Annotated in this window: 30 protein-coding genes; 12 read left to right on the top strand and 18 right to left on the bottom strand. The window is 55.5% G+C overall.

Annotated elements, in window-relative coordinates:
* The 4 genes from ACZ5AM_RS09850 to ACZ5AM_RS09835 all read right to left on the bottom strand — a co-directional run bounded on the left by ACZ5AM_RS09850 (position 1) and on the right by ACZ5AM_RS09835 (position 1,686).
* Positions 1–180: an RNA-protein complex protein Nop10 gene (locus ACZ5AM_RS09850; protein ID WP_464914781.1), complete on the bottom strand. Its 180-nt coding sequence runs from the start codon at positions 178–180 to the stop codon at positions 1–3.
* Entirely contained in the window at positions 180–1,007 is an 828-nt protein-coding gene (locus ACZ5AM_RS09845; RefSeq protein WP_464916127.1) for a translation initiation factor IF-2 subunit alpha, read from the bottom strand. Before ACZ5AM_RS09845 ends, ACZ5AM_RS09850 begins: the two co-directional genes overlap by 1 nt.
* Before the next feature lie 96 nt (positions 1,008–1,103).
* Positions 1,104–1,319: a hypothetical protein gene (locus tag ACZ5AM_RS09840; protein ID WP_464914780.1), complete on the bottom strand. Its 216-nt coding sequence runs from the start codon at positions 1,317–1,319 to the stop codon at positions 1,104–1,106.
* A gap of 163 nt (positions 1,320–1,482) precedes the next feature.
* Positions 1,483–1,686 carry a MoaD/ThiS family protein gene (locus ACZ5AM_RS09835; RefSeq protein WP_464916126.1) on the bottom strand — a complete coding sequence of 68 codons (204 nt, stop codon included), beginning with the start codon at positions 1,684–1,686 and terminating at the stop codon, positions 1,483–1,485.
* A gap of 146 nt (positions 1,687–1,832) precedes the next feature.
* Between ACZ5AM_RS09835 and ACZ5AM_RS09830 the strand changes: the two genes are divergently transcribed.
* From ACZ5AM_RS09830 to ACZ5AM_RS09815, 4 genes are all read left to right on the top strand, one after another.
* Complete coding sequence (locus ACZ5AM_RS09830; RefSeq protein ID WP_464914779.1) at positions 1,833–1,997, top strand: hypothetical protein; 165 nt, start codon at positions 1,833–1,835, stop codon at positions 1,995–1,997.
* Positions 1,987–3,168 (top strand): RNA-guided endonuclease InsQ/TnpB family protein, encoded by a 1,182-nt coding sequence (locus ACZ5AM_RS09825; protein WP_464914778.1) that lies wholly within the window; start codon positions 1,987–1,989, stop codon positions 3,166–3,168. The genes ACZ5AM_RS09830 and ACZ5AM_RS09825 overlap by 11 nt, the downstream gene beginning before the upstream one ends.
* Before the next feature lie 90 nt (positions 3,169–3,258).
* A complete protein-coding gene (locus tag ACZ5AM_RS09820; protein WP_088858589.1) occupies positions 3,259–3,519 on the top strand; it encodes a 50S ribosomal protein L37ae in 261 nt (86 codons plus the stop codon).
* A gap of 25 nt (positions 3,520–3,544) precedes the next feature.
* The gene (locus tag ACZ5AM_RS09815) at positions 3,545–3,694 is read left to right on the top strand and encodes a DNA-directed RNA polymerase subunit P (protein ID WP_464914777.1); all 150 of its coding nucleotides are present in this window, start codon (positions 3,545–3,547) and stop codon (positions 3,692–3,694) included.
* A 112-nt stretch (positions 3,695–3,806) separates the two neighbouring features.
* On the opposite strand, the gene ACZ5AM_RS09810 is transcribed toward ACZ5AM_RS09815, so the two are convergent.
* Both ACZ5AM_RS09810 and sfsA read right to left on the bottom strand, forming a co-directional pair.
* Complete coding sequence (locus ACZ5AM_RS09810) at positions 3,807–4,967, bottom strand: hypothetical protein (protein ID WP_464914776.1); 1,161 nt, start codon at positions 4,965–4,967, stop codon at positions 3,807–3,809.
* A 148-nt stretch (positions 4,968–5,115) separates the two neighbouring features.
* Complete coding sequence (gene sfsA, locus ACZ5AM_RS09805; RefSeq protein ID WP_464914775.1) at positions 5,116–5,832, bottom strand: DNA/RNA nuclease SfsA; 717 nt, start codon at positions 5,830–5,832, stop codon at positions 5,116–5,118.
* A gap of 35 nt (positions 5,833–5,867) precedes the next feature.
* Here sfsA and ACZ5AM_RS09800 point away from each other — a divergent pair, with 35 nt between their 5' ends.
* From ACZ5AM_RS09800 to ACZ5AM_RS09790, 3 genes are all read left to right on the top strand, one after another.
* The gene (locus ACZ5AM_RS09800; protein ID WP_464914774.1) at positions 5,868–6,077 is read left to right on the top strand and encodes a hypothetical protein; all 210 of its coding nucleotides are present in this window, start codon (positions 5,868–5,870) and stop codon (positions 6,075–6,077) included.
* 246 nt (positions 6,078–6,323) lie between these two features.
* Entirely contained in the window at positions 6,324–6,488 is a 165-nt protein-coding gene (locus tag ACZ5AM_RS09795; protein ID WP_464914773.1) for a hypothetical protein, read from the top strand.
* 220 nt (positions 6,489–6,708) lie between these two features.
* A complete protein-coding gene (locus ACZ5AM_RS09790) occupies positions 6,709–7,755 on the top strand; it encodes a M42 family metallopeptidase (protein ID WP_464914772.1) in 1,047 nt (348 codons plus the stop codon).
* Here ACZ5AM_RS09790 and ACZ5AM_RS09785 read toward each other — a convergent pair.
* Complete coding sequence (locus tag ACZ5AM_RS09785) at positions 7,752–8,114, bottom strand: hypothetical protein (protein WP_464914771.1); 363 nt, start codon at positions 8,112–8,114, stop codon at positions 7,752–7,754. The two genes, ACZ5AM_RS09790 and ACZ5AM_RS09785, sit on opposite strands and share 4 nt — an antisense overlap.
* A 93-nt stretch (positions 8,115–8,207) precedes the next feature.
* Between ACZ5AM_RS09785 and ACZ5AM_RS09780 the strand changes: the two genes are divergently transcribed.
* Positions 8,208–10,118, top strand: coding sequence for a helicase C-terminal domain-containing protein (locus ACZ5AM_RS09780; RefSeq protein ID WP_464916125.1), 1,911 nt, complete (start codon positions 8,208–8,210; stop codon positions 10,116–10,118).
* Here the strand turns inward: ACZ5AM_RS09780 and ACZ5AM_RS09775 are convergent.
* The 5 genes from ACZ5AM_RS09775 to ACZ5AM_RS09755 are packed head-to-tail and all read right to left on the bottom strand — an operon-like array spanning position 10,105 to position 13,381.
* Positions 10,105–10,470 carry an immunoglobulin-like domain-containing protein gene (locus ACZ5AM_RS09775; protein ID WP_464914770.1) on the bottom strand — a complete coding sequence of 122 codons (366 nt, stop codon included), beginning with the start codon at positions 10,468–10,470 and terminating at the stop codon, positions 10,105–10,107. The genes ACZ5AM_RS09780 and ACZ5AM_RS09775 overlap by 14 nt on opposite strands.
* 38 nt (positions 10,471–10,508) lie before the next feature.
* Positions 10,509–11,351 (bottom strand): M55 family metallopeptidase, encoded by an 843-nt coding sequence (locus ACZ5AM_RS09770; protein ID WP_464914769.1) that lies wholly within the window; start codon positions 11,349–11,351, stop codon positions 10,509–10,511.
* Positions 11,352–11,354: 3 nt separating this feature from the next.
* Complete coding sequence (locus ACZ5AM_RS09765; protein WP_464914768.1) at positions 11,355–11,780, bottom strand: secondary thiamine-phosphate synthase enzyme YjbQ; 426 nt, start codon at positions 11,778–11,780, stop codon at positions 11,355–11,357.
* Positions 11,781–11,817: 37 nt separating this feature from the next.
* Positions 11,818–12,111 (bottom strand): hypothetical protein, encoded by a 294-nt coding sequence (locus ACZ5AM_RS09760; RefSeq protein WP_464914767.1) that lies wholly within the window; start codon positions 12,109–12,111, stop codon positions 11,818–11,820.
* Complete coding sequence (locus tag ACZ5AM_RS09755) at positions 12,086–13,381, bottom strand: prenyltransferase (protein WP_464916124.1); 1,296 nt, start codon at positions 13,379–13,381, stop codon at positions 12,086–12,088. The genes ACZ5AM_RS09760 and ACZ5AM_RS09755 overlap by 26 nt, the downstream gene beginning before the upstream one ends.
* Before the next feature lie 80 nt (positions 13,382–13,461).
* On the opposite strand from ACZ5AM_RS09755, the gene ACZ5AM_RS09750 reads away from it, so the two are divergent.
* The gene (locus ACZ5AM_RS09750; RefSeq protein WP_464914766.1) at positions 13,462–14,562 is read left to right on the top strand and encodes a TRM11 family SAM-dependent methyltransferase; all 1,101 of its coding nucleotides are present in this window, start codon (positions 13,462–13,464) and stop codon (positions 14,560–14,562) included.
* Between the two features lie 148 nt (positions 14,563–14,710).
* On the opposite strand, the gene ACZ5AM_RS09745 is transcribed toward ACZ5AM_RS09750, so the two are convergent.
* On the bottom strand, positions 14,711–14,899 hold the full coding sequence (locus ACZ5AM_RS09745) for an antitoxin family protein (protein WP_464914765.1): 189 nt from the start codon (positions 14,897–14,899) through the stop codon (positions 14,711–14,713).
* 41 nt (positions 14,900–14,940) lie between these two features.
* On the bottom strand, positions 14,941–15,369 hold the full coding sequence (locus ACZ5AM_RS09740; RefSeq protein WP_464914764.1) for a CoA-binding protein: 429 nt from the start codon (positions 15,367–15,369) through the stop codon (positions 14,941–14,943).
* Between the two features lie 68 nt (positions 15,370–15,437).
* Between ACZ5AM_RS09740 and ACZ5AM_RS09735 the strand changes: the two genes are divergently transcribed.
* A complete protein-coding gene (locus tag ACZ5AM_RS09735; RefSeq protein ID WP_464914763.1) occupies positions 15,438–15,875 on the top strand; it encodes a hypothetical protein in 438 nt (145 codons plus the stop codon).
* Here ACZ5AM_RS09735 and ACZ5AM_RS09730 read toward each other — a convergent pair.
* From ACZ5AM_RS09730 to ACZ5AM_RS09715, 4 genes are read right to left on the bottom strand one after another with little or no spacing between them, the layout of a single operon-like run.
* Entirely contained in the window at positions 15,872–16,225 is a 354-nt protein-coding gene (locus ACZ5AM_RS09730; RefSeq protein WP_464914762.1) for an NfeD family protein, read from the bottom strand. The two genes, ACZ5AM_RS09735 and ACZ5AM_RS09730, sit on opposite strands and share 4 nt — an antisense overlap.
* On the bottom strand, positions 16,222–16,869 hold the full coding sequence (locus ACZ5AM_RS09725; RefSeq protein WP_464914761.1) for a M48 family metallopeptidase: 648 nt from the start codon (positions 16,867–16,869) through the stop codon (positions 16,222–16,224). Before ACZ5AM_RS09725 ends, ACZ5AM_RS09730 begins: the two co-directional genes overlap by 4 nt.
* A gap of 4 nt (positions 16,870–16,873) precedes the next feature.
* Positions 16,874–18,286, bottom strand: a complete 1,413-nt coding sequence (locus ACZ5AM_RS09720; protein WP_464914760.1) for a glycerate kinase type-2 family protein — start codon at positions 18,284–18,286, stop codon at positions 16,874–16,876.
* A gap of 29 nt (positions 18,287–18,315) precedes the next feature.
* Complete coding sequence (locus ACZ5AM_RS09715) at positions 18,316–18,984, bottom strand: TIGR00703 family protein (RefSeq protein WP_464914759.1); 669 nt, start codon at positions 18,982–18,984, stop codon at positions 18,316–18,318.
* A 126-nt stretch (positions 18,985–19,110) separates the two neighbouring features.
* Between ACZ5AM_RS09715 and twy1 the strand changes: the two genes are divergently transcribed.
* Positions 19,111–20,112 (top strand): 4-demethylwyosine synthase TYW1, encoded by a 1,002-nt coding sequence (gene twy1, locus ACZ5AM_RS09710; RefSeq protein ID WP_464914758.1) that lies wholly within the window; start codon positions 19,111–19,113, stop codon positions 20,110–20,112.
* Between the two features lie 72 nt (positions 20,113–20,184).
* Positions 20,185–22,449, top strand: a complete 2,265-nt coding sequence (locus tag ACZ5AM_RS09705; RefSeq protein ID WP_464914757.1) for a prenyltransferase/squalene oxidase repeat-containing protein — start codon at positions 20,185–20,187, stop codon at positions 22,447–22,449.
* The last annotated feature ends 3 nt before the right edge of the window (positions 22,450–22,452 follow it).

Genomic DNA, 22,452 nt, shown 5'->3' with positions numbered 1-22,452 from the left:
TCACTCCCTCCTGGCTATGCCCAGCTGCTCACGCTTCAGCCTCCTCCGGTACTCCCCGTAGGGGTCTTCCGGCGAGAAGCGCGGCGGGTGGGCTACCTTGGTCTTCTCTCCGCAGACGGGGCAGGTCTCCTTCAGCGTGTACCTGCCACACTTGGGGCACTTCCTTATCCTGAAGTGCATCAGCTACCCCTCTTCTTGACCTTCTTTATGCGCTTCTCCTTCCTTATGAGGGTCGCCTCTCCGCCGGCTTCCTTGATTACGCGGAGTATCTCCTCGGCTATGTCTTCAAGAACCTCTTCGGCCTTGTAGTAGTCCGGGGCGGTGATGTCTATCCTGTAGCGCGGCGCTCCCTGGTAGGAGAACTTGACGTCAATCTCCTTCTCCTCGTTGGCCCTGTCGCGGGCCCTGATGAGGGCTTCCTTGATTATCTCGATGCCGTTCGGCTTGGGGACGGTTATCTCGAACTCGGCGTCGATGGTTACCGTCGGAATCTCGACGTAGGCCTCGATTATCGGCCTGAGGGCCTCTATCCACTCGTCGCTTATGAGCCCCTTGAGGACGTCCATGCCGTTCTGGGCGGCATCTTCGAAGGCCGCGTAAACCTCACCGTACTCCTCCTCGAGCGGAACCCAGACCTCCCTCCATGCGGTCTCAAAGTCCTTGCCTATCTTCTCCGCCGCCATCTTGAGCAGGTTCTCGGCCTTCTGGGCCCTCTTGTACTCCTGGAGCTTGGCCTTCCTCTGCTGCTGGTTCACCCTCTTGAGGCTCAGGTCGATGTGCCCCTTGCTCGGGTCAACGCGTATAACTTTGGCCACTACCTTCTGCCCCTCCTTGATGAAGTCCCTTATGTTCTTGACCCAGGTTGGGGCGACCTCGCTTATGTGCATGAACCCCTCCTTGCCCGGGTACTCATCGAGCTTGAGGAAAGCACCGTAAGGGTGAATGTTCTTGACGGTAGCTACGACGAATTCTCCCTCTTCAGGGTACTCCTTGGCCTTCCTTGGCATGAAAATCACCTCTTGCTTTTGTCCCGCTACCTCTACGAAAAAAGCCTTTTTAAAGTTGTGGAAGGGGATCTGGAAACTGTGAAAAGAGGGAAGAGTTCAGGCCGGCTTCGCGCTCTGCTTTATCACCCTTAGGAGCTTCGCCTCCTCGGCCAAGACGCGGAACTTCTCCCTCTTAACCCTCTCGAGCTTGTGGGCCACCTTCTCCTTCTGGTGGGCCATCCTAACCAGTTTGGCCTCCTCAAGGATTAGGTACTCCTTCTGCTTCTTCACAACATCGAGCCTGCGTTTTAGCAGTTTTATACCTGACTCCATGTTTCTTCACCTAGGGTTATAGCGCGTCGAAGCCTTAAAAGGTTTTCGCTTAATGCCAACATATAAATCGTCGATAGTCGAAATCATTGAACGATCCTTGAGCCTGACGTACGTGCCTTAGCCTAAAGCCTCAAAAAGAGTCCTAAAAAAGAAGCGGTGGTCATCAGCCGCCCGAAACTACCGGGATGACCTCAACGTAGTCGTTCTCCCCAACGGGCTCGTCCTCCAGGGCCACTCTACCGTTGACCTTAGCTATCGCGCTCTCCGTGTTGAAGCCGACCTCCCTGAGCACGTCCTTGACGAGCATGCCTTTCCGCCACTCTATCTCCTTCTCTACTCCCCTTCCGAGCACTTTCACCCTGATCATCCTCACCACCGCTCTGATCTGGGGGGAGGGAGCTTATAAACCCGACTGGGCTGTTTCATAAATGATAACAATCGTAACTTTTGTTGTTTTTTGTTGTCATCAGGTTTAAATACTCCAACTTAGTATTTCCTAAGTGGGTGTTAGTAATGCCAAAGGCGACTTTCGCCATCAGTGAAGAAACCCTCAAAGAATTCAAAAAACTCGCCAAAAAACGCTATGGGGATAAAAGAGGAGTTCTAAGCGTTGCAATAGAAGAAGCCATCAAGGATTGGATTAGAAAAACAAAAAAGGAGCTGGAAAATGCCGAGTGAGACCATCAAACTCACCGCCAAATTCAAGCTGAAGGGAACGCCCGAAGGGGTAGATGCTCTCTTCTCAACTTATCGGGAAATTGTGAATTATCTCATCACTCACGCTTTCGAAAACAAGGTTACCAGCTTTTACCGGCTGAAGAAAGAGACTTACAAGGGCTTACGCAAGGAGTATCCGGAACTGCCAAGCCATTACGTTTACACGGCCTGTCAAATGGCGACAGCGATTTATAAGAGCTTCAGGAAACGCAAAAAGAAAGGCAAAGCCAAGGGGAGACCAGTATTAAAAAAGGAGGTCATAATGCTCGACGACCACTTGTTCAAACTCGACCTTAAGGCCGGGATAATCAAACTCTCCACTCCGGGCGGGAGGGTTAAGCTAGAGTTTTATCCTGCAAAATACCACGAGAAATTCAAGGACTGGAAAGTTGGACAGGCTTGGCTGGTGAGAACTCCAAAAGGAGTCTTCATAAACGTTGTTTTCTCAAAAGAGGTTGAAGTTAGCGAGCCTAAGGCCTTTGTTGGTGTGGATTTAAACGAGAACAACGTGACACTCAGTCTTCCTAACGGAGAGTTCGTTCAAATCGTCACTCACGAGCGGGAGATTAGGACGGGTTATTACGTGAAGAGGAGGAAGATTCAGAAGAAGTTGAGGGCTGGAAAGAAGAGGAAGAAACTTCTTGAGAAGTATGGACAGAGGGAGAAGAACAGGCTGAATGATTTGTATCACAAGCTGGCCAATAAAATCGTTGAGTTGGCTGAAAAGTATGGTGGTCTCGCCTTGGAGGATTTGACTGAAATCAGGGATTCGATTAGGTATTCGGCTGAGATGAATGGTCGTTTGCACCGCTGGAGTTTTCGCAAACTCCAGTCAATTATCGAATACAAGGCGAAGTTGAAGGGTGTTAGGGTTGTTTTCGTTAATCCTGCTTATACTTCCTCCCTGTGCCCGGTATGTGGGGGTAAACTAAGCCCGAATGGGCACAGGGTTTTGAAGTGTTCAAACTGTGGTTCTGAGGCCGATAGGGACGTTATCGGCTCTTGGAATATTCGTTTGAGAGGCCTGAAGATGTGGGGAGTAACCGTTCCCCCCGAAAGCCAGCCAATGAAGATGGGAGGCTGGAAGGTTATCCGCTACGATTGGCTCGCAAGTTCCAAAAGCAGCGGATAACCAGAACGGTTTTGGGCATGCAAAGGTTTATAAAACGTCCCCTGAAAAACCCAACAGTCTCGAGAATGGGATTATCACGAGGTGATGATCATGGGAAGGACTGTTAAGGTCGGTTCCGCTGGAAGGTTCGGTCCGAGGTACGGTCTCAAGATCAGGAGAAGGGTCGCGGCCGTTGAGGCCAAGATGAAGCAGAAGCACGTCTGCCCGGTTTGCGGAAGGAAGGCCGTCAGGAGGATAAGCACTGGCATATGGCAGTGCCAGAAGTGCGGGGCAACTTTCGCCGGCGGTGCCTACCTGCCGACCACCCCGGCCGGAAAGGTCGCCAAGCGCGTCACGGCCTCCAAGGCCTGACCCCTTCACTTTTGGGGTGATCCTGATGGTTATGGCCGTTTATCGCTGCGCCAAGTGCGGGAGGGAGGTCGAGCTCGACCTCGAGAACACCAGGGAAGTTCGCTGCCCCTACTGCGGCAGCAAGATACTCTACAAGCCGAGACCCAGGGTCTCCCGCAGGGTCAAGGCTATTTGAGCCTTTTGCACTGTTGGATTTCGGTTTTGGAGACAGCTTTCTCCTGTTTGGTTAAATTGGTTAAAAAGAAAGACAAAAAGCTTCATCCATGTGACGTCTTGTTTATTTGGATCTATTTGTTTAACCCCGACTGCACTGGTTCAGTGGTAATATAGTTGGAAGGAGTTGAGTATTCCTCTAGGCTCTTCAAATAGTCGATCAACTTCTCTATCTTCTCCTTTTCAATACTGAGCTCGTCTATAACGTATTTCCCCTCGGCCCTGATCTTAACCCTCCCAATCAGGTCGTGTAGGGTCTCCACGAGATTTGCGGGAACATCTGTCGTAACATCCAGGCTGGTGTTAAACAGGGTCAGAAGGGCGTTTGCGTTCTTGACAAAGTACTCTGCAGTGGCTTCGTCTTCGGTCTTGATTACCGTTTTTGTCGAGTACTCATCTCCGTTCACTTTAATTCTAAAGGCTGAGTACTTAAATTTGCTGAGGAGCTCTACCATCTTTACTTCGACTTCATCCGTGTCGTTGAACTCGTTGCTCTCCATGAGTCTGTATCTAAACAAGTAAGAGGTGTTCTCCACAATAACGAGGTTCCCCGGGCCGACTTTGTTCACTACGTCTTCGTACTGCCTGGCCCAGTCGCCTTTCCCGTTCTTGAGGTCGATGATCTTTTTAACAATGCCAAGATTGGACCCGAGAACTACGTACTCCTCGGTGAGGGCTAGGACGAGGTCATCATGATCCGTGCTGTAATAGATCTTCGCGTCCTTGTACTTCTCAACCTTTATCTCCTCTCCGGCACTTTCGTTTTTGATCTTCTCCTCAACCTTACTCGTGTCGAAATGTCCTTCAGCGTAAATTGCGAAGGTCGGGTCATCATCGCTGAGGTTCAGGAACTTCGTGACAACTAAGATGACTCTCGAGACATCGTCGGGGTTTATGCCGGTCTTATTTTTGATCTCAGACTTAATGTCGAGATATGCATCGTATACGGATCCGTTCTCGTAGGGGATCTCCTTCATCAGGTCCTTTAGGTAATCGAGGGTAGAAACGTCGAGGACGCCCGCTAAGACTGCATCCGCCGGAACAAGCTTCAGCCAGTTCCCTTCCTTGGCGGATTTGCTTACCTTTTCTTTGGATTCACTGACTTTGTTCAGCCCGCTAGATTCACTTACCCCTGTCTTAGACCCGCTTCCGATGCACCCGCTTACTGCCACGGTACTCATTATTAGAGCAAAGATCAAAAACGCGGTAATTATGCGTTTGTTTTTTCCAATCATCTTGCTCACCTCTTACGCTCTTCTAAATGTGTGTACTTGATATTGGCCATTTGAATGCTATTTATATTTTTCGCTGGTAACCAAGGGTTTAGGGGTCCACTATTTGGCACTTGATTTGTTGTCGGGGGCAATCTGCGGGAGTTAATGGTCAATGTAGGATTATGCCAAGTTCGGGCCTTTCAAGTATGACCTTTCCCTCCGGGAGCAGCGAGATGCTCGTTGCGTGGATTTCAACGCCCGCTCCCCTCGCCTCTTTGAGGAGGCGCGCTATCTCTGGATCCCCTCTCTCATAGGGTCTAAACTTCTCCACGCCCGGCATGGCGCCGATGAAGAATATCATGGCCCGTTTTCCCGCCCGCTTGAGCTCTATCAGCTCCCTTATGTGCTTCTGGCCCCTCGTTGAGGGGCAGTCGGGATACATCGCGTACTCCCCGCGCTCTCCGCCCCTCAAAACTGCACTCTTCATCTCGGCGTAGACTTCCCCGTTTGGGCACTCGAAGAGGTAGTCGAGGCGGGATTTTCCTACGGTTACCTCCTTCCGCTTTATAGAACAGTCCTTCAGCCACGGGATTAGGCCCAGCTCAACCGCTCTCTCGAAGGCCCTGGCCTGGGTTCTGGTGTCTATCACGGCCCCTTTCCCACCGAGATCCTCGAAAGCGACCAGGACGAAGTCCGTCTTCCCACCGGTTTTCGGGACGCAGAAGGCCTTTCTCCCCGGAACCATGAACTCCTCCAAGCGACCGGTGTTCGTAACCAGGGCCTTTCTCATCTCACCGTCAACTTCCACCAGTGCCACGAAGCGGTTGGGCCTCTCGATGAAAGTGCAGGGGACCACGTTAAGCTCCAGCAGTACTGGCTTTTTCATGGGCGGTATTAGACCGAAAGACGTTTTTAACTTTGATGTCAATGCTAAACGGTGGTTCGATGATACCAGAGGAGTTCATCCGCTACGCCTTCGATGAGAGGGTCGCTGGAATAAGGAAGCTCGCCGAGGGAAAGTTCGGGCCTGAGGCGCTGGTAGGATTCACCCGGCACAACGCCGCCATAATAACCTGTGGCAAAGCTGGAGTAAACGGCTCGATAAAGGGAATCGGCTTCATCCACCGCTAGGATCTCCTTCTTGGGACCCTGGAAAAGCTGAGGGAGGAACTCTCAAGGCCCTACGACCCGAAGAGGGCCCTAGAGTTCCTCCTGAACGAGATATACGTCCGCGAGAAGATAGACTTCACGAAGTTCGTCTCCCTGGAGCTGGCAAGAAAGCACACGTGGGAGAACGTGACCTCAGGGAGTAATGAAGCCACGATACTCTTCTTCACTCCCCCAAGTACTTCCTATGAGGTGCGCTGTGATGTCGAGGTGCACGAGGAAGGGCCGGTGTGGGAGTACACCAACGCCGTCCACGACGTCTTCCACAGGCCCAAAAAGCCGCGGGACTGGAGTAAAACGCCAGCGTACCTCTTCAAAATCCGCGAGATCTACGACAACGGCGAGAGGGCGATGGGGGTGAGGATCTACCCCTAGCAAAGTTTTTTATCCAGTCACTGGATAATCCAGTTGGTGGATATAGAAGAAGCAGAGGCTAAAGTTTCCCCTGCAGAAATTGGACTATCCCCTCTCGGTCAGAAGCTTCGGGAGGGACTGTCCGGACTGCCTGACCGTCGACGAGCTGGTCTCGCTTTTGGAAAACCTTAAATATCCCTCGACCCACATTCAGATGGAAATCTAAACGGAGGCGATCGTCATGGTCGATTTTGGACTACTGAAGAGGATTGTAGAGGCCCCCGGAGTTTCCGGCTACGAGTTCCTTGGAGTCAGGGACGTCGTTATAGAGGCCTTCAAGCCACACGTCGATGAGATAAAGGTCGACAAGCTCGGCAACGTCATCGCCCACAAGGAGGGGTCTGGACCTAAAGTCATGCTCGCGGGCCACATGGACCAGATAGGCCTCATGGTTACCCACATCGAGAAGAACGGGTTCCTCCGCGTTGCACCCGTCGGAGGCGTTGACCCGAGGACGCTGATAGCCCAGAGGTTTAAAGTCTGGGTCGGGCCCAATGAGTACATCTACGGCGTCGGGGGTTCTGTTCCGCCGCACATCCAGAAGCCCGAGCAGAGGAACAAGGCACCAACGTGGGAGCAGGTCTTCATTGACGTCGGAGCGGAGAGCAAGGAAGAGGCCGAGGAGATGGGCGTCAGGATAGGCACGATAATCACCTGGGACGGAAGGCTTGAGCGCCTCGGCAAGCACCGCTTAGTTAGCATAGCCTTCGACGACAGGATAGCGGTTTACACCCTCGTCGAGGCCGCAAGACAGCTGAGCAAGACCGACGCTGACATCTACTTCGTCGCCACAGTCCAGGAGGAGGTCGGACTCCGCGGTGCCAAGGTCTCGGCCTTCGGAATCGACCCCGACTACGGCTTCGCCCTCGACGTCACCATAGCTGCCGACGTTCCTGGAACGCCGGAGCACAAGCAGATAACCCAGCTTGGAAAGGGAACGGCCATAAAGATCATGGACCGCTCCGTCATCTGCCACCCAACGATAGTGCGGTGGATGGAGGAGCTGGCGAAGAAGTACGAGATACCCTACCAGTGGGACATCCTTACCGGCGGAGGAACCGATGCAGGAGCGATACACCTCAACAAGAGCGGCGTTCCCAGCGGGGGGATAAGCATTCCAGCGCGCTACATCCACTCGAACACTGAGGTCGTTGACGAGAGGGACGTGGACGCGAGCGTTGAGCTCACCGTCAAGGTTCTGGAGCACATCCACGAGCTTGAGATTTAGTCCTTCCCCTCAACTTTTCCTGGGTCCTCGTATCTGGCCTCGTAGTCCCCCGTTTTGGAATTTTCTTCACTTTCAATTCCTTCATTTTCTCCCTCTGCGATTGCGGTCTCGTTCCCGCTTTCTTCGGGCTCCTTCTGGCCTTGTATTTCAGCATTCAACATCTTCCACAGCTCGTAAGCCAGAAAAGCCCCTCCCACCATCACCCCGAGAACCAGCGCTGGTGTTTTCGATGGAAGCGTCATCCCCCTGTGCCACTTGTAGAGGAGGTAGTTCTGGTAGGCGAAGAGGTAGGTGAACCATCCGAGCAGGAGTGCCTCCAGGCTGTACTCGATGACCTTCAGTGCCCCGTCCTCGTCCATTCCTATCGCCGTTAGTGAGTGCTCGCCCCTCTTAAAAACTTAGCGGGAAAGGTTAAAAGTCCCCCTTCGAACTCCGGTGGAGAGGTCGTGGAGATGGAGTACTTCCCCTACGAATCACCGAGGGCCCACCAGGAGGAGTTCATACGCCTCGTCGATGAGGCCGTGAGAAACGGAGAGAACGCTATAATAGAGGCCCCAACGGGCTTTGGAAAGACGATAAGCGTCCTGGCCGGGGTTCTCCCCTTCGCGAGGGAGGAAGGCTACAAGGTTCTCTATCTGGCCAGAACCCACAGGCAGATGGACAGGGTTATAGAGGAGCTCAAGGCCATCGGGAAGAAGGCGCGGGTTTCGGGCGTTGAGATGAGAAGCAGGAGGGAGCTCTGCCTCCACAACTACCTGAGGGAGTATACGAGCGACGCCTACACGGCCATGGTGGTCTGCAAGAACCTCAGGAAGGCCGGAAAGTGTCCCTTCTACGAGAACGAGAAGAAGAAAAAGGCCGAGCTCGACGAGCTGGTTCACTTCTTCCTTGAGAGCCCGAGTAGCCCGGTGGAGATACTGAACTACGCCGAAACGCTGGAGCTCTGCCCCTACGACGTCACTAGATTAATAGCTTACAAGGCCGACGTCATAGTGGCGAGCTACCTCTACATGCTCAACCCCTTGATAAGGGAGAACTTCATGACCTACCTCGACCTGGATTACTCGGATCTAATAGTGATCTTCGACGAGGCCCACAACCTTCCAGATCAGGCGATTTCAGCTTTGAGCGACAGGATGAGCATCCACACGGTAAACCGCGCCATAAAGGAGGCCGACGAGTACAGGGAGCACGAGATAGCCAACTTCCTCAGCATCTTTGGCAGGGGCTTGGAGATCCTCTTTCAGGAGAAGCTCGGGGACAGGGAGGTTTATGAAACCCCCGTCCAGCCCGAGCTCGTCTTTGCCCACGTTATGGACGTCTTGGGCTTCGACACGCGCTGGCTCGTCAAGACCCTCAACGAGATGGTCTCGGTTGGAGACTCGATAAGGGAGGACAGGATAGAGAAGGGAAAACCCCCGCGCTCCTACATAGGCCGGGTTGGCGAGTTCCTCCTCCTCTGGCTGTCCCTCATAGGCCGTGATGACTACCTCTTCCTCATGAGCAGGGAGAGGGGCTTGAGCCTCGAACTTGTGGCGCTGGATCCCTCCAAAGCCCTGGGCTTCCTGAAGGACGTCAGGAGTGCCATCTTCACCTCCGGCACTCTCACACCCCTGGAAGCCTTCCGCGACGTTATGGGCATAGAGAACGCCAGGCTGAAGAAGTTTCCCAGGATGGTGAAGCGCGAAAACGCTCTCGTTTTGGTTGCCAAGGACGTATCCACGAGGGGCGAGGAGAGGTCCCTGCAGGCCTACAGGAAGATGGCCGACTACATAGTCGAGGCGGCAAAGATAATCCCCAAGAACGTCGGGGTTTTTGCCGCTTCTTACGAAGTCCTCCAGGGTCTGCTCTCGGCAAACCTCGCCGTCCGCCTCGAAGAGACGGGCAAGGCGGTCTTCATAGAGAAACAGGGGGCTTCATCAAAGGAGAACGACCTCCTCGTTGCCCAGTTCAAGGCCCACGCGAGGGCCAACGGGGCGGTTCTCTTAGGTGTGATGGGTGGGCGGAACAGCGAGGGGCAAGATTATAGCGGCGACGAGATGAACGGGGTCGTTTTAGTCGGCCTGCCCTACGCTAGGCCAACGCCGAGGGTTCAGGCCCAGATAAGGTACTTCGAACGAAAGTTCCCAGGGAAGGGCCGCTACTACGGCTATTATTTACCTGCCCACAGGAAGCTCGTTCAAGCTGCCGGGAGGGTTCACCGTTCTGCCGAGGAGAGGGGATCCATAGTGATCCTCGACTACCGCGTCCTCTGGAGGAACGTGAGAAAAGACCTCCCGGACTGGCTCGGTGAGAACCTCAGGGCGGTGGATCTTCCGAGGATGCGGCTCTACCTGCGGAGGTTCTGGGCTAGCGAACAGTAAATTCTTTCTCCACCTTAACCCTCGCTCCACCAACGTAGGCGAACTTCACGACCTTGTACCTCCCCGGTGTTAGCTCCACCGGGAGCCTCTGTTCGATGGTCTCCCCCGGGATCAGGACGATCCTTCTCTCGATGAAGACTATGCCGGGTTCCATCTTCCTCCAGAAACCGGTGCTCCTCTCGTAGAGCTCGACCTCGTTGGTCACCTCGACCTTAACGGTGTTCGGGTTCGTCACCCTAAGCAGCAGCTCGCCCTTCTTTGGGATGACCTCTATCTCGAGTTCGACCTCCGGAACCGAGCCGTAGGGTATAACTCCCACCTTCTCGTTCCCGGGAACCTTGACTACCCTCATCGATCGGGTTTCGGGCGTTTCTCACGATAAACCTTTCGCTAACCTCTGACTATCGCGTTCACCCCTACCGCCGCCAGGATCAGGAGCTCGATGACCCTGTAGGCCTCCTCAACGGTTCTGGCCTCGAACTCAACGCTCCTGCCGCCGGTTCTCCTCACCGCGGGAAGCAGCTCGGCGGCGTCGGCAAAGGCCGAGCTCAGGAAGCTCACCTCAACCTTAACGGGCTCCTCCGTCGTCAGTGGCTTTGCCTCACCGCTTTTCAGCCCCTCCACTGCCCTCTCGATACCTGCCCTGAGGGCTTCCTTTATCCCCTCCATCCCGGGACTCTTAGACGAGTAGCGCGAGGCGCTCTCCTTAAACGGTACTCCCACTGCCCAGGGGGCGTGCTTTTTAACGTCCCCCTCTATCAGCGCCCTGTCCCCTCCCACCAGAATTACCGGGATCCCCCAGCTCCCGAGGACGTAGGCGTTGAGGAGGAACTCACTCACATCAACGTCGTTTATCCTTATCGCCTCGATAGTTGAGCTGCTGTAGGTGTGGTCGAAGGTCGCCCTTCCTGTCCCAGCTTTCGCGTGGTAGCCCAGGAACAGGGCCGCGTCGCTGCCCTTAGCGAAGGCCACCATGCTGAGCGGCCTCGGAAACCCCCTCACTAGCTCGACGTATCCGGGCATCTCCTCCGGGATGACGTTTACCATGGGGCCGTGGCTGTCAGCTACCGTTATTCTCTCGAAGCCCACCTCGTGAAGCTTTTCAACCGCCGTTAGAACGATCTCTGTGGCTATCCTCCTGGCTTCATCGTATAAAGCCCCCTTCACGTGGAGGTGTTCGAAGCTGACCACGTAGGGTAACCCCTCAAGATCGAGGGAGATGAATGCCCTCATCCCTCACTCCCCCTCCGGGTATTCAGGGCAGGGGCAGAGCATAACGTAGACCCGCCTGTGCCTCGGGCCGTCGAGTTCGACGAAGAGGATCCTCTGCCATGTTCCCAGCAAAAGCTCCCCCTCGTCCACCGGAATAACCAGCTCGGTGTTGAGGAAGAGACCCGCCCTCAGGTGGGAGTGGGCGTTGCTGTCTATCCTATCGTGTTTATAACCGACCCCTTTCGGGATCAGCTCCTTCATCTTGGCCCTGAAGTCCTCAAGAAGTCCTCCTTCGGGCTCGTTTATCATCAGCCCCGTTGTCGTGTGCCTCGTGAAAACAACGGCCAGGCCGTGCTTGAGCTTCCCCTTCCAGACGAGCCTCTGGATCTCGTCGGTTATGTCTATTATCTGGAACCTCTCCCCGGTGGGAACCTCGAGGCTGAAGAGCATGGGATCACCGGAGAAAGTTGGGGAAAGTGCTTAAAAATCATTCCAGGGTCTTCACGAGCTCCTCGAGTATCTCCCTGGACGTTTTTACCCCGTCGTGTACCAGGTACCTCAGGATCACGGCCAGCTCGTAGGCCCTTATGAGCCTCTCCCTGTCCGGGTTCCCCTCAAAGAGGGCCTCCCTCAGGGTCAGGTATATCTCGCTGACGGCGTCGTGGAAGAGGACGTCCTCCCCTATAACCCGCCCTTCCAGAATGGCAAGCGAGAGGTCGCGGACGTAGTCCAAGGGGTCGCCCTCTCTCTTCCTCCTAAGTATGGTTCTTAGCCTTTCCATTCACGACCACCTTCGCCTCTATCTCGCTGTCGAGGGCCTTTATGAGAACCTCGGCGATGAGTATCGATGAGAACTTCGGATCCCTAACGCCCAGGGCGACGTCGATGGCCTTTGAAACGTCCCCCATCTTGAGGAGCCTGTGGGCTATGTCCGCCAGCACTATCGAGCGCAACCTCTCGTCCCCTATGGCATCCGCCACCTTCATGGCCCCCTCCAGATCCCCCCTGATGAGGGAGTAGCGGGCTATCTTCACCCTCACTTCCTCGCTCCTCGAGCGCTCCCATATGGCCCTTATCGTCTCCCAGTCACCGTCGCCCGGGTTCTCTAGGAACCTGTTGAGCAATACCTTCCCCACCTCGGTCGCCTCTACCTCGTTGAGGGTTCGTATAAAGGGCGGCAGGTGCCTCGGGGCCACCTCGAGCAGCCTGATGGCCACCTCCTTAAGGGCCTCCTTGCCCCCAAGCTTCCTCAGGAGGTCCGCCGCTTCAACGGGCTCTCCAGCCAGGGCGAACGCGACCCCCAGCTCTATCTTAAAGTCCTCCCCGAACTTCTCAACTAGGTCACTCGCTAGGGACTTCAGATTGGATACGTACTTCTCTATGACCCCGTGCTCCTTGAGGAAGAACAGGGCCTCCTTGAAGGCGTACTTGGCCCACTCCTTCATGGCTATCTGGCCCACCGTTGCTATGCCGTTCTCGTAGCTCCCCATGATGAAGTAGGACTTCATGATCTCGATGAGGGCCTTCGAGCGATAGGGTTCCATGGAGATGTTCTCCAGGGCCATCTTGCTCTTCCTTATCCTGTAGGCCACCCTCACCTTCTCGGTTCCTATGAGGGAGGTGTTCCGCCTGATTATCTGGAGCAGAACCGTGTCCCTCAACTCGGGGTTCTTGATCTCCATCGCGTATATGGTGGCCTCGTTTATCTCGCCCAGCCCGAGCATGTAGCGCGCCGCCAGGGCCATGAGCTCGTCCCTCACCTGATCGGGAAGCTCCCTGGAGTCTTCAAGAACCCTCTGGTAGAGCTTTTTGGACGAACGGAGGTTGGCCTTCTTCATGGAGTACCCGATTGAGAGGAGGGCCCTCAGCATTTTAACGGGATCGTCTATCTCCTTAGCGGTCTCGATGGCCTTCAGAAAAACGAGCCTGAACCTCGCGTCCTTTATCTTGGCAAGCCTCTCCCCGATTTTAGCGTACGTGGTTGCTCTGAGATAAGGGTCGCGGATTACTTCCACGGTGTCGATTATTTCAGAGGTTAGCAATGAGCGCACCCCCATAATACACTTCCGGAACTAAGGTTCTTAACGTTATCGGCCCAAACGCTTTTAAAAGGCCGAGTAAAGCTTTTTCTATGTACGGCGTAATCTTTGGCAAGAATCCAGAGCTCAGTAGGGCGGAGTTTTACAGCTTCTCCCGCAGATTCGACCTTAGGGTTAGGATAACCGAGGAATATCGTAACTGGCTTTCATTCGACTCAAAGGGCGGTGTGGAGAGGTACTTCCACTGGCTCGGCGGGTCGCTAAAGCTCGTGAGAATAGTCGGCGAGGGCGAGGAGGCTATAAAGGACCTCGAGTACTCCAGGCTATTCACGGTCAGTCTCTACGGCAGGAGCGACTGGAAGCTGTGGAGGAAGCTAGGGAGCGAGATAAAGAGGCACTTCAAAGAAGAAGGTCCAGCCAAGTTCTTCAAGCCCGCTAAGGTTTACGCGATGCCCGCTGAGTTAATCCTGAAGGGCTTTCCAGATGTTAAGGACTTCGTCTTCCTCTTTAGGGAGGACGGGAGCTTTCTCGTCGGCGAGACGGTCAAGGTTACCGATCCCTTCGAGCTGAAGAAGCTCGACGTAGAGAGACCGGTTCAGAAGCCCATCCTTTCAATCCCCCCGAGACTTGTGAGGATAATGGTGAACCTCTCGGAGGTTAGGAAAGGAAGCTTCCTCGACCCGTTCTGCGGGATTGGGACGATAGTTCAGGAGTTCGTCCTTCAGGGGCTTTCAGCCTACGGAAGCGACAGGGACGAGGGACAGATACGTGCGGCAAAGAAGAACATCGCCTGGCTCAGGAAGGAGTTCAGGCTCAAGAACTCGGCCCATTTAGAGGTCTGCGATGCGAGGAAGCTGAAACGCTGTTTTAGACAGAGGTTTGACGCGATAGTTACCGAACCTTACCTGGGAAAGCCCCTCAAGAGGCACCCGAGCAGAGGGGAGGCAATAAAGCTGGCTAACGAGCTGGACAGGTTTTACTACCCGGTCTTCGAGAGCTTTGCCGACGTATTAAAGAGGAACGGAAAAGTCGTCTTCGTCTTCCCTGCGTACAAGCTGAGCGGTGGAGGGATATACAGAAAAGACAGAAAGTGGCTCGGCAAGCTCGGATTCGAGGTTCTTGGCAAATACACAGACTACGAGGAGAGGCACAAGCTCGTTAGGGACATCCACGTGCTGAGGTACAGGGGTTAATCAAGGGCAAGCGTTCGTTTCAGGGTTTCCTTGACCTCACACATCTTTTCGGGGCCAACTTCTCCAATGCTCTTGATGACGAGCGACTTCTCGACCGTAAAAATGGAGGACAGTGAAGGGGAGTTCCAGGAGAAGTATCTCACCCGGCCTAAAACTCGAAGAGTTCCCCGGCATCTTCTCCCTCCTGAAGGAGCTTAAGGTAGCTGAGCTCTTTCATTGGGTCCCTCGTTTCCACTTCTTCAATCAGTATCCTGATCCGCGAACCGGGGGGTATGTCCAGTTTTTTGAGGGGGATTATCACATTGCCCCGATAGATGGCAACTATCTCCTCGGGCATGGTTTAAAATTGGAAAACCAGCTTTTAAACATTTGGAACTATCACCCAATAAGCCTCGCATGTTCCTGCTTTATGCACCTGTGGGCGACGGCGATGAGCCCAGCATCTTTGGCTCTCCTGAAGGCCTCCCTGTTGTAGGTGTTGAACTGGAACCATACCACTTTGGCGCCCTTCTCTATCGCCTGCTCGACGTAGTCCATCGTGAACTCCGGGCGAACGAAGAGGTCGACTATCTCAACCTCGTCCGGAATATCGAGGACGCTTGGATAGCATTTCCTTCCGAGGACTTCCTCGTAGCGGGGGTTCACCGGATAGACCTCGTAGCCGTGCTCGAGCAGGTAGCGCATGACGTCGTTTGAATCTCTCTCAGGCTTCGGTGAAGCCCCCACGAGGGCTATCTTCCTGTACTTCGTGAGTATTTCCCTGATGTCATCATCACTAAGCCTGTCAACCGGCATTGTCCTTACCATCGTACCACCACTCCGGGTTCCACCTTAAAGCTTAAATGAATATCCCTTCAAGGGGGAATGGTGGTGACATGGTTCTCTACGAGGAGAGGGTTTCGAGCAGGGGCTTCAGGATTTTTCTGCTTCTAATGATGCTACCCATGCTCCCCGGCCTCTATGCGACTTACACAGCCGGCGAGGGCTTTGAGTTCATGCTTCTTACCGCGTTTTTTGTCGTGATCACACTCTCCGACGGGATTGAGATGAGGATCGAGATAGACGAGCGCGAGGTTAGGATACGCGGTCTTCTCGGCCTTGTGGTCAGGAAGACTGTGAAGATAGAAAACATCGCCAGCTTCTCCGTTTCAAAGGGCTGGATGGGCTGCTCCGGGACGATACACTTCAACCTCCCTGCCAAGGGCTGCATAATGCTGAGGCAGAAAAAGGGCTGGACGGTTTCCTTCACGACGAACAACCCCGACGAGGTGGCGAGGGTTCTGGCGATGCTCGGCGTTCCACGAGAACCCTAGTCCCGCTCACCCCTACCACCACTACATTCTCCCCTCCTCGCGGTTCCGTTTACACACTCGGCGCTCCACAGCTCCCCGTCAAGCTTCACGAGGCCCTCTGGAGTTAAATCCTCGACCACCACCGCGGTTCTCCCAATCAGGCTCTCGGAACCCGTCTGGGGCCTGGCTTTCAGCCTGCCGCGCAGGACGAAGGGGGCGACGAGAAAGTCCTTGGCCAGGAGGATGCCTATGACGACCGCGATCGCCCAGAGGGGAACCTCAATCCCGAAGCTTGGCAGCACAAGGAGGAGGAAGAGGCCCACCGCGATTTCGTCCGCCGCCAGCGCGAGGAGCGTGAGGAGGTTCTTCATTCCCCGCCACCGAGCCACCGCCAGTAGGGGTTGAGCTCCACGATGCTCCACCATTTCTTTAGCTCCTTCCTAGCACTCCTGTAGTTCGGGTAAAATCGTCCAACGAACTCCCAGAACTCTCGCGAGTGGTTCATGTACTTCAGGTGGGCCAGCTCGTGGATGACGACGTACTCCCTCAGCTCCGGAGGAACCGCGGCGAGCCTCACGTTGAAGTTCAGGTTCCCCTTGGGGGAGCAGCTCCCCCAGCGGCTCTTTTGGTGGCGGATATAGACCTTCCCGGGCTTAACGCCCATCTTATTCCCGTACTCCTCGACGAGGGGTAGAAGCTCTCTCCTGAGAAAGCGCTTGAGGCATGAGAGGACTTCGTCCCGGCTCGGCGAGAGGACGATCGTCTTGAACCTCTCGTGAACCTTGGGTTTCCTCCCCTGAATCACCCCGTAGAACTCTCCGTTTATGGGAAAGCCCGACTCGGCTATCTCGCGGAGGCCGTCTATCTCGGCCAGCTTGGCCTCCAGCCAGCCCCTGTGCCTCTCGACCATGGTGTCGACGTCGAAGCCCTCTGGAGCGGTGATCAGGACCGTTCCGTCCGGCCTCACCTCGATGCGGACGTACTTAACGGGCCTCCTGCGAACCCTCAGCCTCATACCATCACCTTTTAAGGAGAATTGAGAAGAAGCCCTTATGAAGGTTCGGGTCATCGAGAGGAGGGCGAAGAGCCTCTACACCCGCTCGAAGAGTGGCGGGATCTCGTATGACCGCAATCACCAGCGAGTTAACGTTCGTCCCCGTCGGTCCGGTCTTGAAGAGGGCATCCACCGTTTCAAGGACTCTGTAGGAGTCATGCTTCCTTAGGGCTTCCTCAACATAGATTCCCGCCATTTTCAACCTTTCAAGGGTCTTTCCATCGACAATTCCTCCTGCGGCGTCGGTAGGCCCGTCCGTCCCATCGGTATCGACGGCCAAAACAATCGCATTCAGTCCGGCTATCTTCCTGGCAACGCTCAGGGCGAACTCCTGGTTCGGCCCGCCGAGGCCGGTTTCCCCTTCAATCGTCACCGTCCACTCGCCACCGGCTATGAGGACGGCCGGCTTTGGAACCGGGCGGTCATATCTGGCTATCTCCTGGACTATCGAGCCAACCGCGAGTGCCACCTCTTTCGCCTCGCCCTCCAGCGTGGTCGTCAGGATTTCGGCGTTGTAGCCAAGCTCTTCCGCTTTCCTCTTAGCGGCCTCGCATGCCAGAGAGTTGCTCCCCACGATGAAGTTGTGGACGTTCGGGAGGTCTTCCTTGAGGGTTTCCTCGGCCTTTCCCTGGAGTCCCAACTCGATATGCCTCTTAACGCTCTCGGGCAGCCTCTCCCAGACACCGTAGAGGTTCAGAATCCTGTAGGCGTCTTGGAAGGTTGTGGGATCCTCCACGGTGGGGCCGGAAGCTATCGCCTCGAGTGGGTCGCCAACGACGTCGGAGAGGATTAAGCTTATCACCGTCCCCCTAACGCGCTTCGCCAGCTTCCCACCCTTGACGGCCGAGATGTGCTTCCTGACGGTGTTTATCTCGTATATCCTGGCCCCGCTCTTGAGAAGAAGCTCGTTCGTCCGAATTTTATCGTCCAGGCTTATCCCCTTCTCTGGAAGGAGGAAGAGCGCAGAACCGCCGCCGGAGATGAGGACGAGGAGAATATCGTCCTCTCCAACCTTCCTAGCAAGCTCGACGCCGAGCTTTCCAGCTAGAAGGGAGTTTTCGTCCGGAACCGGGTGGCCGGCCTCAATAACCCTGACATTGGGAGGCCTCGGGCAGTCCTCAGCGTAGCCGTACTTCGTGACTACGAGGCCCTCCCCCACCAGCTCGCCCAAAGCATCGAGAACGGCCCGGCTCATGGCGCAGGCGGCTTTGCCGAAGGCGAGGAGGTAAACCCTGCCCCTAATCTCGAATTTCTCGCCGAAAACCCGGAGGACGTTTCCTTCGACCTCAACCGCATTCCTCACCGCGAGATAGGGGTCTGCAGCTTTCAGCGCGGCGTCGAGTATGGAGAGGGCATCGGCTCTTGCTTTGAAGGGCATAGGAAAGAATAGGAGAGAGGCCTTAAAAATCAGTCGAGCATGGCCAAAACCTTATCGACCTCGTTGGAAACCTCGACGTCGAAGAGGTGTATCGTCGGCAGGAGCCACCAGAGGCGGTAGTAGGTCTCCTTCTTGGACTCGCCGAAGTACTGGAAGATGAACCTGCCGAAGCCCGTCATGTCGCGGTGGACGTCCCTGACCTCCCTGAGGACGCGCCTGACCTTCGGCGGGTACTCCTCGTATGGCAGCGGAATCGACGGCTCCTCGACCCTGCTCTTGTAGAAGTCCGTGGTCAATCCAACGGCAACCAGGTGCTTGTCAAGCTGTTTGAGCTTCTTCTCCGTCCAGAAGCGGTGGAGGACTATCCTCGGGTCCTCTCTTGCCAGCGGAAAGTTCTCTTCCTCTGTCTCGAGCCAGAACTCCAGGTAGGGCTGCCCCCTCTCGATGACTATCCTCGCTAGCAGCTTGGAGTTCTTTGGGAGGGCAGTTTGGGTCTCATTGATGTGGTACTCCCTTCCGTTCTCTGTGTAGGTCTCTCCCTCCTCCCTTGTCCCGGTTTTCGAGACGAAGTAGGCCTCCTTTCCGTCTATGGTTCCGAGGTGGAGGTCGTAGCCCCAGGCCTTGAGGTCCTTGAACTTAAAGCGCCTCTCGGCCGGAACCACCCCAGTGTTCTCGACTATGTAGTACCCTTCCAGCATTTTTCCTCACCAAATGTTATTAAAATCTGGCGCTTTTAAAGTTTTCCTATGGTGCACAACCCTGGCCAATTACATTTTTAAGAGCCCTCCCCGATCTCCACCCAGAGAGAGTGTTAGGTGAGGCTAATGGCGATAACCTTTGTATCGAACCCGAACATGCCGGAGGAGATAGCTGAACTCTTCAGAAAACAGCACTACGCGCTCGTTGGAAGGCACAGCTCGGTGAAGCTCTGCCACTGGCTCAAGGAGAGCCTTACGAAGGGCCGCTTCTGCTACAAGCAGAAGTTCTACAACATACACTCCCACCGCTGCCTTCAAATGACACCGGTTACAGCGTGGTGCACCCACAACTGCATATTCTGCTGGCGCCCGATGGAGGGCTTCCTGGGAACCGAACTGCCGGAACCCTGGGACGATCCAGCGTTCATCGTCGAGGAGAGCATCAAGGCCCAGAGGAAGCTTTTGGTGGGCTACAAGGGCAACCCCAACGTCCCGAAGGAGAAGTTCGAGGAGGCGTGGAACCCCAAGCATGCCGCCATAAGTCTCTCGGGCGAGCCGATGCTCTACCCCTACATGGGCGACCTCGTTGAGGAGTTCCACAAGCGCGGCTTCACAACATTCATAGTCACCAACGGAACCGTCCCTGAGAGGCTCGAGGAGATGAAGCGCGAGGACAAACTACCGACCCAGCTCTACGTCTCGCTAACCGCTCCCGACATAGAGACCTACAACCGCGTCAACGTCCCCATGATACCCGACGGCTGGGAGAAGATCAAGGAAACCCTCAGGCTGATGAACGACGCCCAGACCAGGACGGTGATAAGGCTCACCCTCGTCAAGGGCGAGAACATGCACAATCCGGAGGGCTACGCCAAGCTGATCAAAATAGCGAACCCGATGTTCGTCGAGGCCAAAGCCTACATGTTCGTGGGCTTCTCGAGGAACAGGTTAACCATCAACAACATGCCGCGCCACGAGGAGATCAGAGCTTTCGCCGAGGAGCTCGTGAAGCACCTGCCCGGCTACCACATAGAGGACGAGTATAATCCAAGCAGGGTCGTCCTCATAATGAGGGACGACGTCGATCCCCACGGAACCGGCATCGGGGGCCGCTTCATAAAGCACTGACCCCTTTTCAACACTTTTTCGAGGAAAACTTTATTTATTCCGGCACCGATTAGCGTTCTAGAGGTGTGGACTATGAGGAAAGCGTCCGCGTTTAAGATCACCGCTGTAATCCTGCTCTGGATGATAATGCTCGTACCAATTGCAGCGGCCGTGCCGATAACGGACGGTTCTGCGAACTTCCTTCGGAGGTTTGGGGAGAGCAGCGGGCAGATCAGGCACATAAGCCTAACCATAGTCGCGCTCTCCGAGGCGAACGGAAAGGTTAGGGACGACCTCACGCCGAAGATAAGGGCCCTCACGAGGGATCTGCTCTCCTACCAAAACCCCGACGGTGGATGGGGCTACTTCCCCGGGAGCGTGAGCAACGTCCTGGACACTTCTTACGCCCTGATAGCACTGTCCAAGGCTGAGGGCTTTTTTGACGGCACGGACGACTTTTTTGCCGTGAAAACCGCCAGGGAGCGTGCCTTGAACTTTCTCCTCTCCTCGCGCACCGCGGGGGCGTGGGGGTACGTTTCCAACACGACCCCGATGTTCTACCCGACCGTCATGGCCCTCTGGGCCCTAGGGGAGAACGGCTACAACGCCAGCAGTGTGGAGGTTTCGTCGGCTCTGTCGCTCCTCTCCGAGCTCCCGAGGTACGTCGACGATAAAACCGCCCTCGGTCTCAGGCTGATAGCCTTCAAGGCCCTTGGGGTGCCGGTCAACGAATCCCTCGTCGGTGAGCTGATGGATATCCTTGAAGGGGACGGGCTCTCGCCCACCCAGAGGGCCCTGCTCACGTACGCCCTCACCCTCTATTCCGAGCCGACCTTTGAGGTTGTAGCTACCATCTCCAAACTCGACAGGATAAAGCACGTCGGCGGGAACATGGTTTTCTGGGCCGATACGCCACATTACCCGATCTCGATAACCGACGCGGTTACACCTACGGCCTACGCCCTCCTCGCGGTTTCCGAGCTGGTGCCGCCGATAGAGGAGGTGTCGGTAAGCTCAAGTGAGATGCCGTGCAGTGAGCTCATCTCCTACCAGAACCCAGACGGCGGCTGGGGCCTCTACAGGGGCTCACCTTCGAACGAGAAGGCCACCTATTACGCCCTCCTCGCTGTGGAGGCCTGCTACCCCGCCCCCAACGTCGTGGAGAGGGCCCTGAACTGGACCGAGGAGAGGCTTAGGGAAGACGAAAAGGTAGTCCTCAACGAGAGCAGGATCACCGTTGATTACTACTACGCCCTAATGACCCTCCTCCACTTCAACCGCCTTACCCCGGCTGAGAGGGAGCACGCCGTTCAGGTCATCAGATCCGTCGAGCTGGAGAAGGGCAGGTGGGGGATAAAGGACTTCGGCCCCCAGCCCGCTGAGACCGCGATGGCGATAAGCGCTCTCCTGGCTCTGGGCGTCGATCCGTCAGACCCGGACGTGGTTGCGGCCAAGAACTGGCTCCTCTCGATCAGCTCGACTGGATGGGGCCTCTACTATCAGGGGGGCATCTACCCCTTCATGTTTGACCTCAACGTTCTTGACACGCTAACCGTTCTCAAGGCCCTCGATCCGATAACCGACGACTCGACCCTCAGACCTTACATAACCTGGCTCGTTTCCCAGAGGATCGACGGCGGCTGGCCCTACATGAAGGAGTATACCGATATAAACGGCACCCGCGTAGAGGGCAGGCCGAGGGTTGATCTGACCGTTGATGCGACCCTCTTTCTCCTGGGGCACGGCGTTGACTACACGAGGGAGACCTTGGACTTCGTTAGGGAGATGCGCGACTCTGGTATGCTGGCGAACGACACCCTTGAAACGGCCTCTGCCATAATATTCCTCTCGAAGTTCAGCAGCATGCCCATGATCGGGCTCTCGGACGTCAGGAACGCCCTTGAGACTTCAACCTTTGCCGTCGTGATTCCAGAGAGCAGGATAGCAGACGGGAAGGCCGTGATGAAGTATCTCGAGGAGACCTTCGGTTCGAGGTTCAGCCTGGGCCCGATGTCCCTCCTCAACTACAGCAACGCTGTAGCCTTGGTTCGCTACGGTGACGTGGACATCTCCAGATACAACTGCTACATACACCTGTCCGTTTCCCCGGATGAGGTGACTGTTAACAACTCCACGTACTCGCGGGAAGGGACCGTCCTGCTAATCCCTGGAAGGACGGCGAGCGGGGTTATACTGTTCGTCGTCTACGACGACTCCGCCGCGGACATTGCCAGGCTGATCTTCGACATCGGCTACGTCAAGTACATGCAGGGGAACGCCGTGGTGATCCACTTCGAGGACAAGAACGGAAACGGCAGGGTCGACCTCAACGAGGTAACGGCCGAGACCGTTGGCTGAGGG

It is taken from the genome of Thermococcus fumicolans, assembly GCF_055386755.1.
The sequence above is the reverse complement of the archived record's forward strand: the minus strand, read 5'-3'. Positions and strand labels throughout refer to the sequence as shown.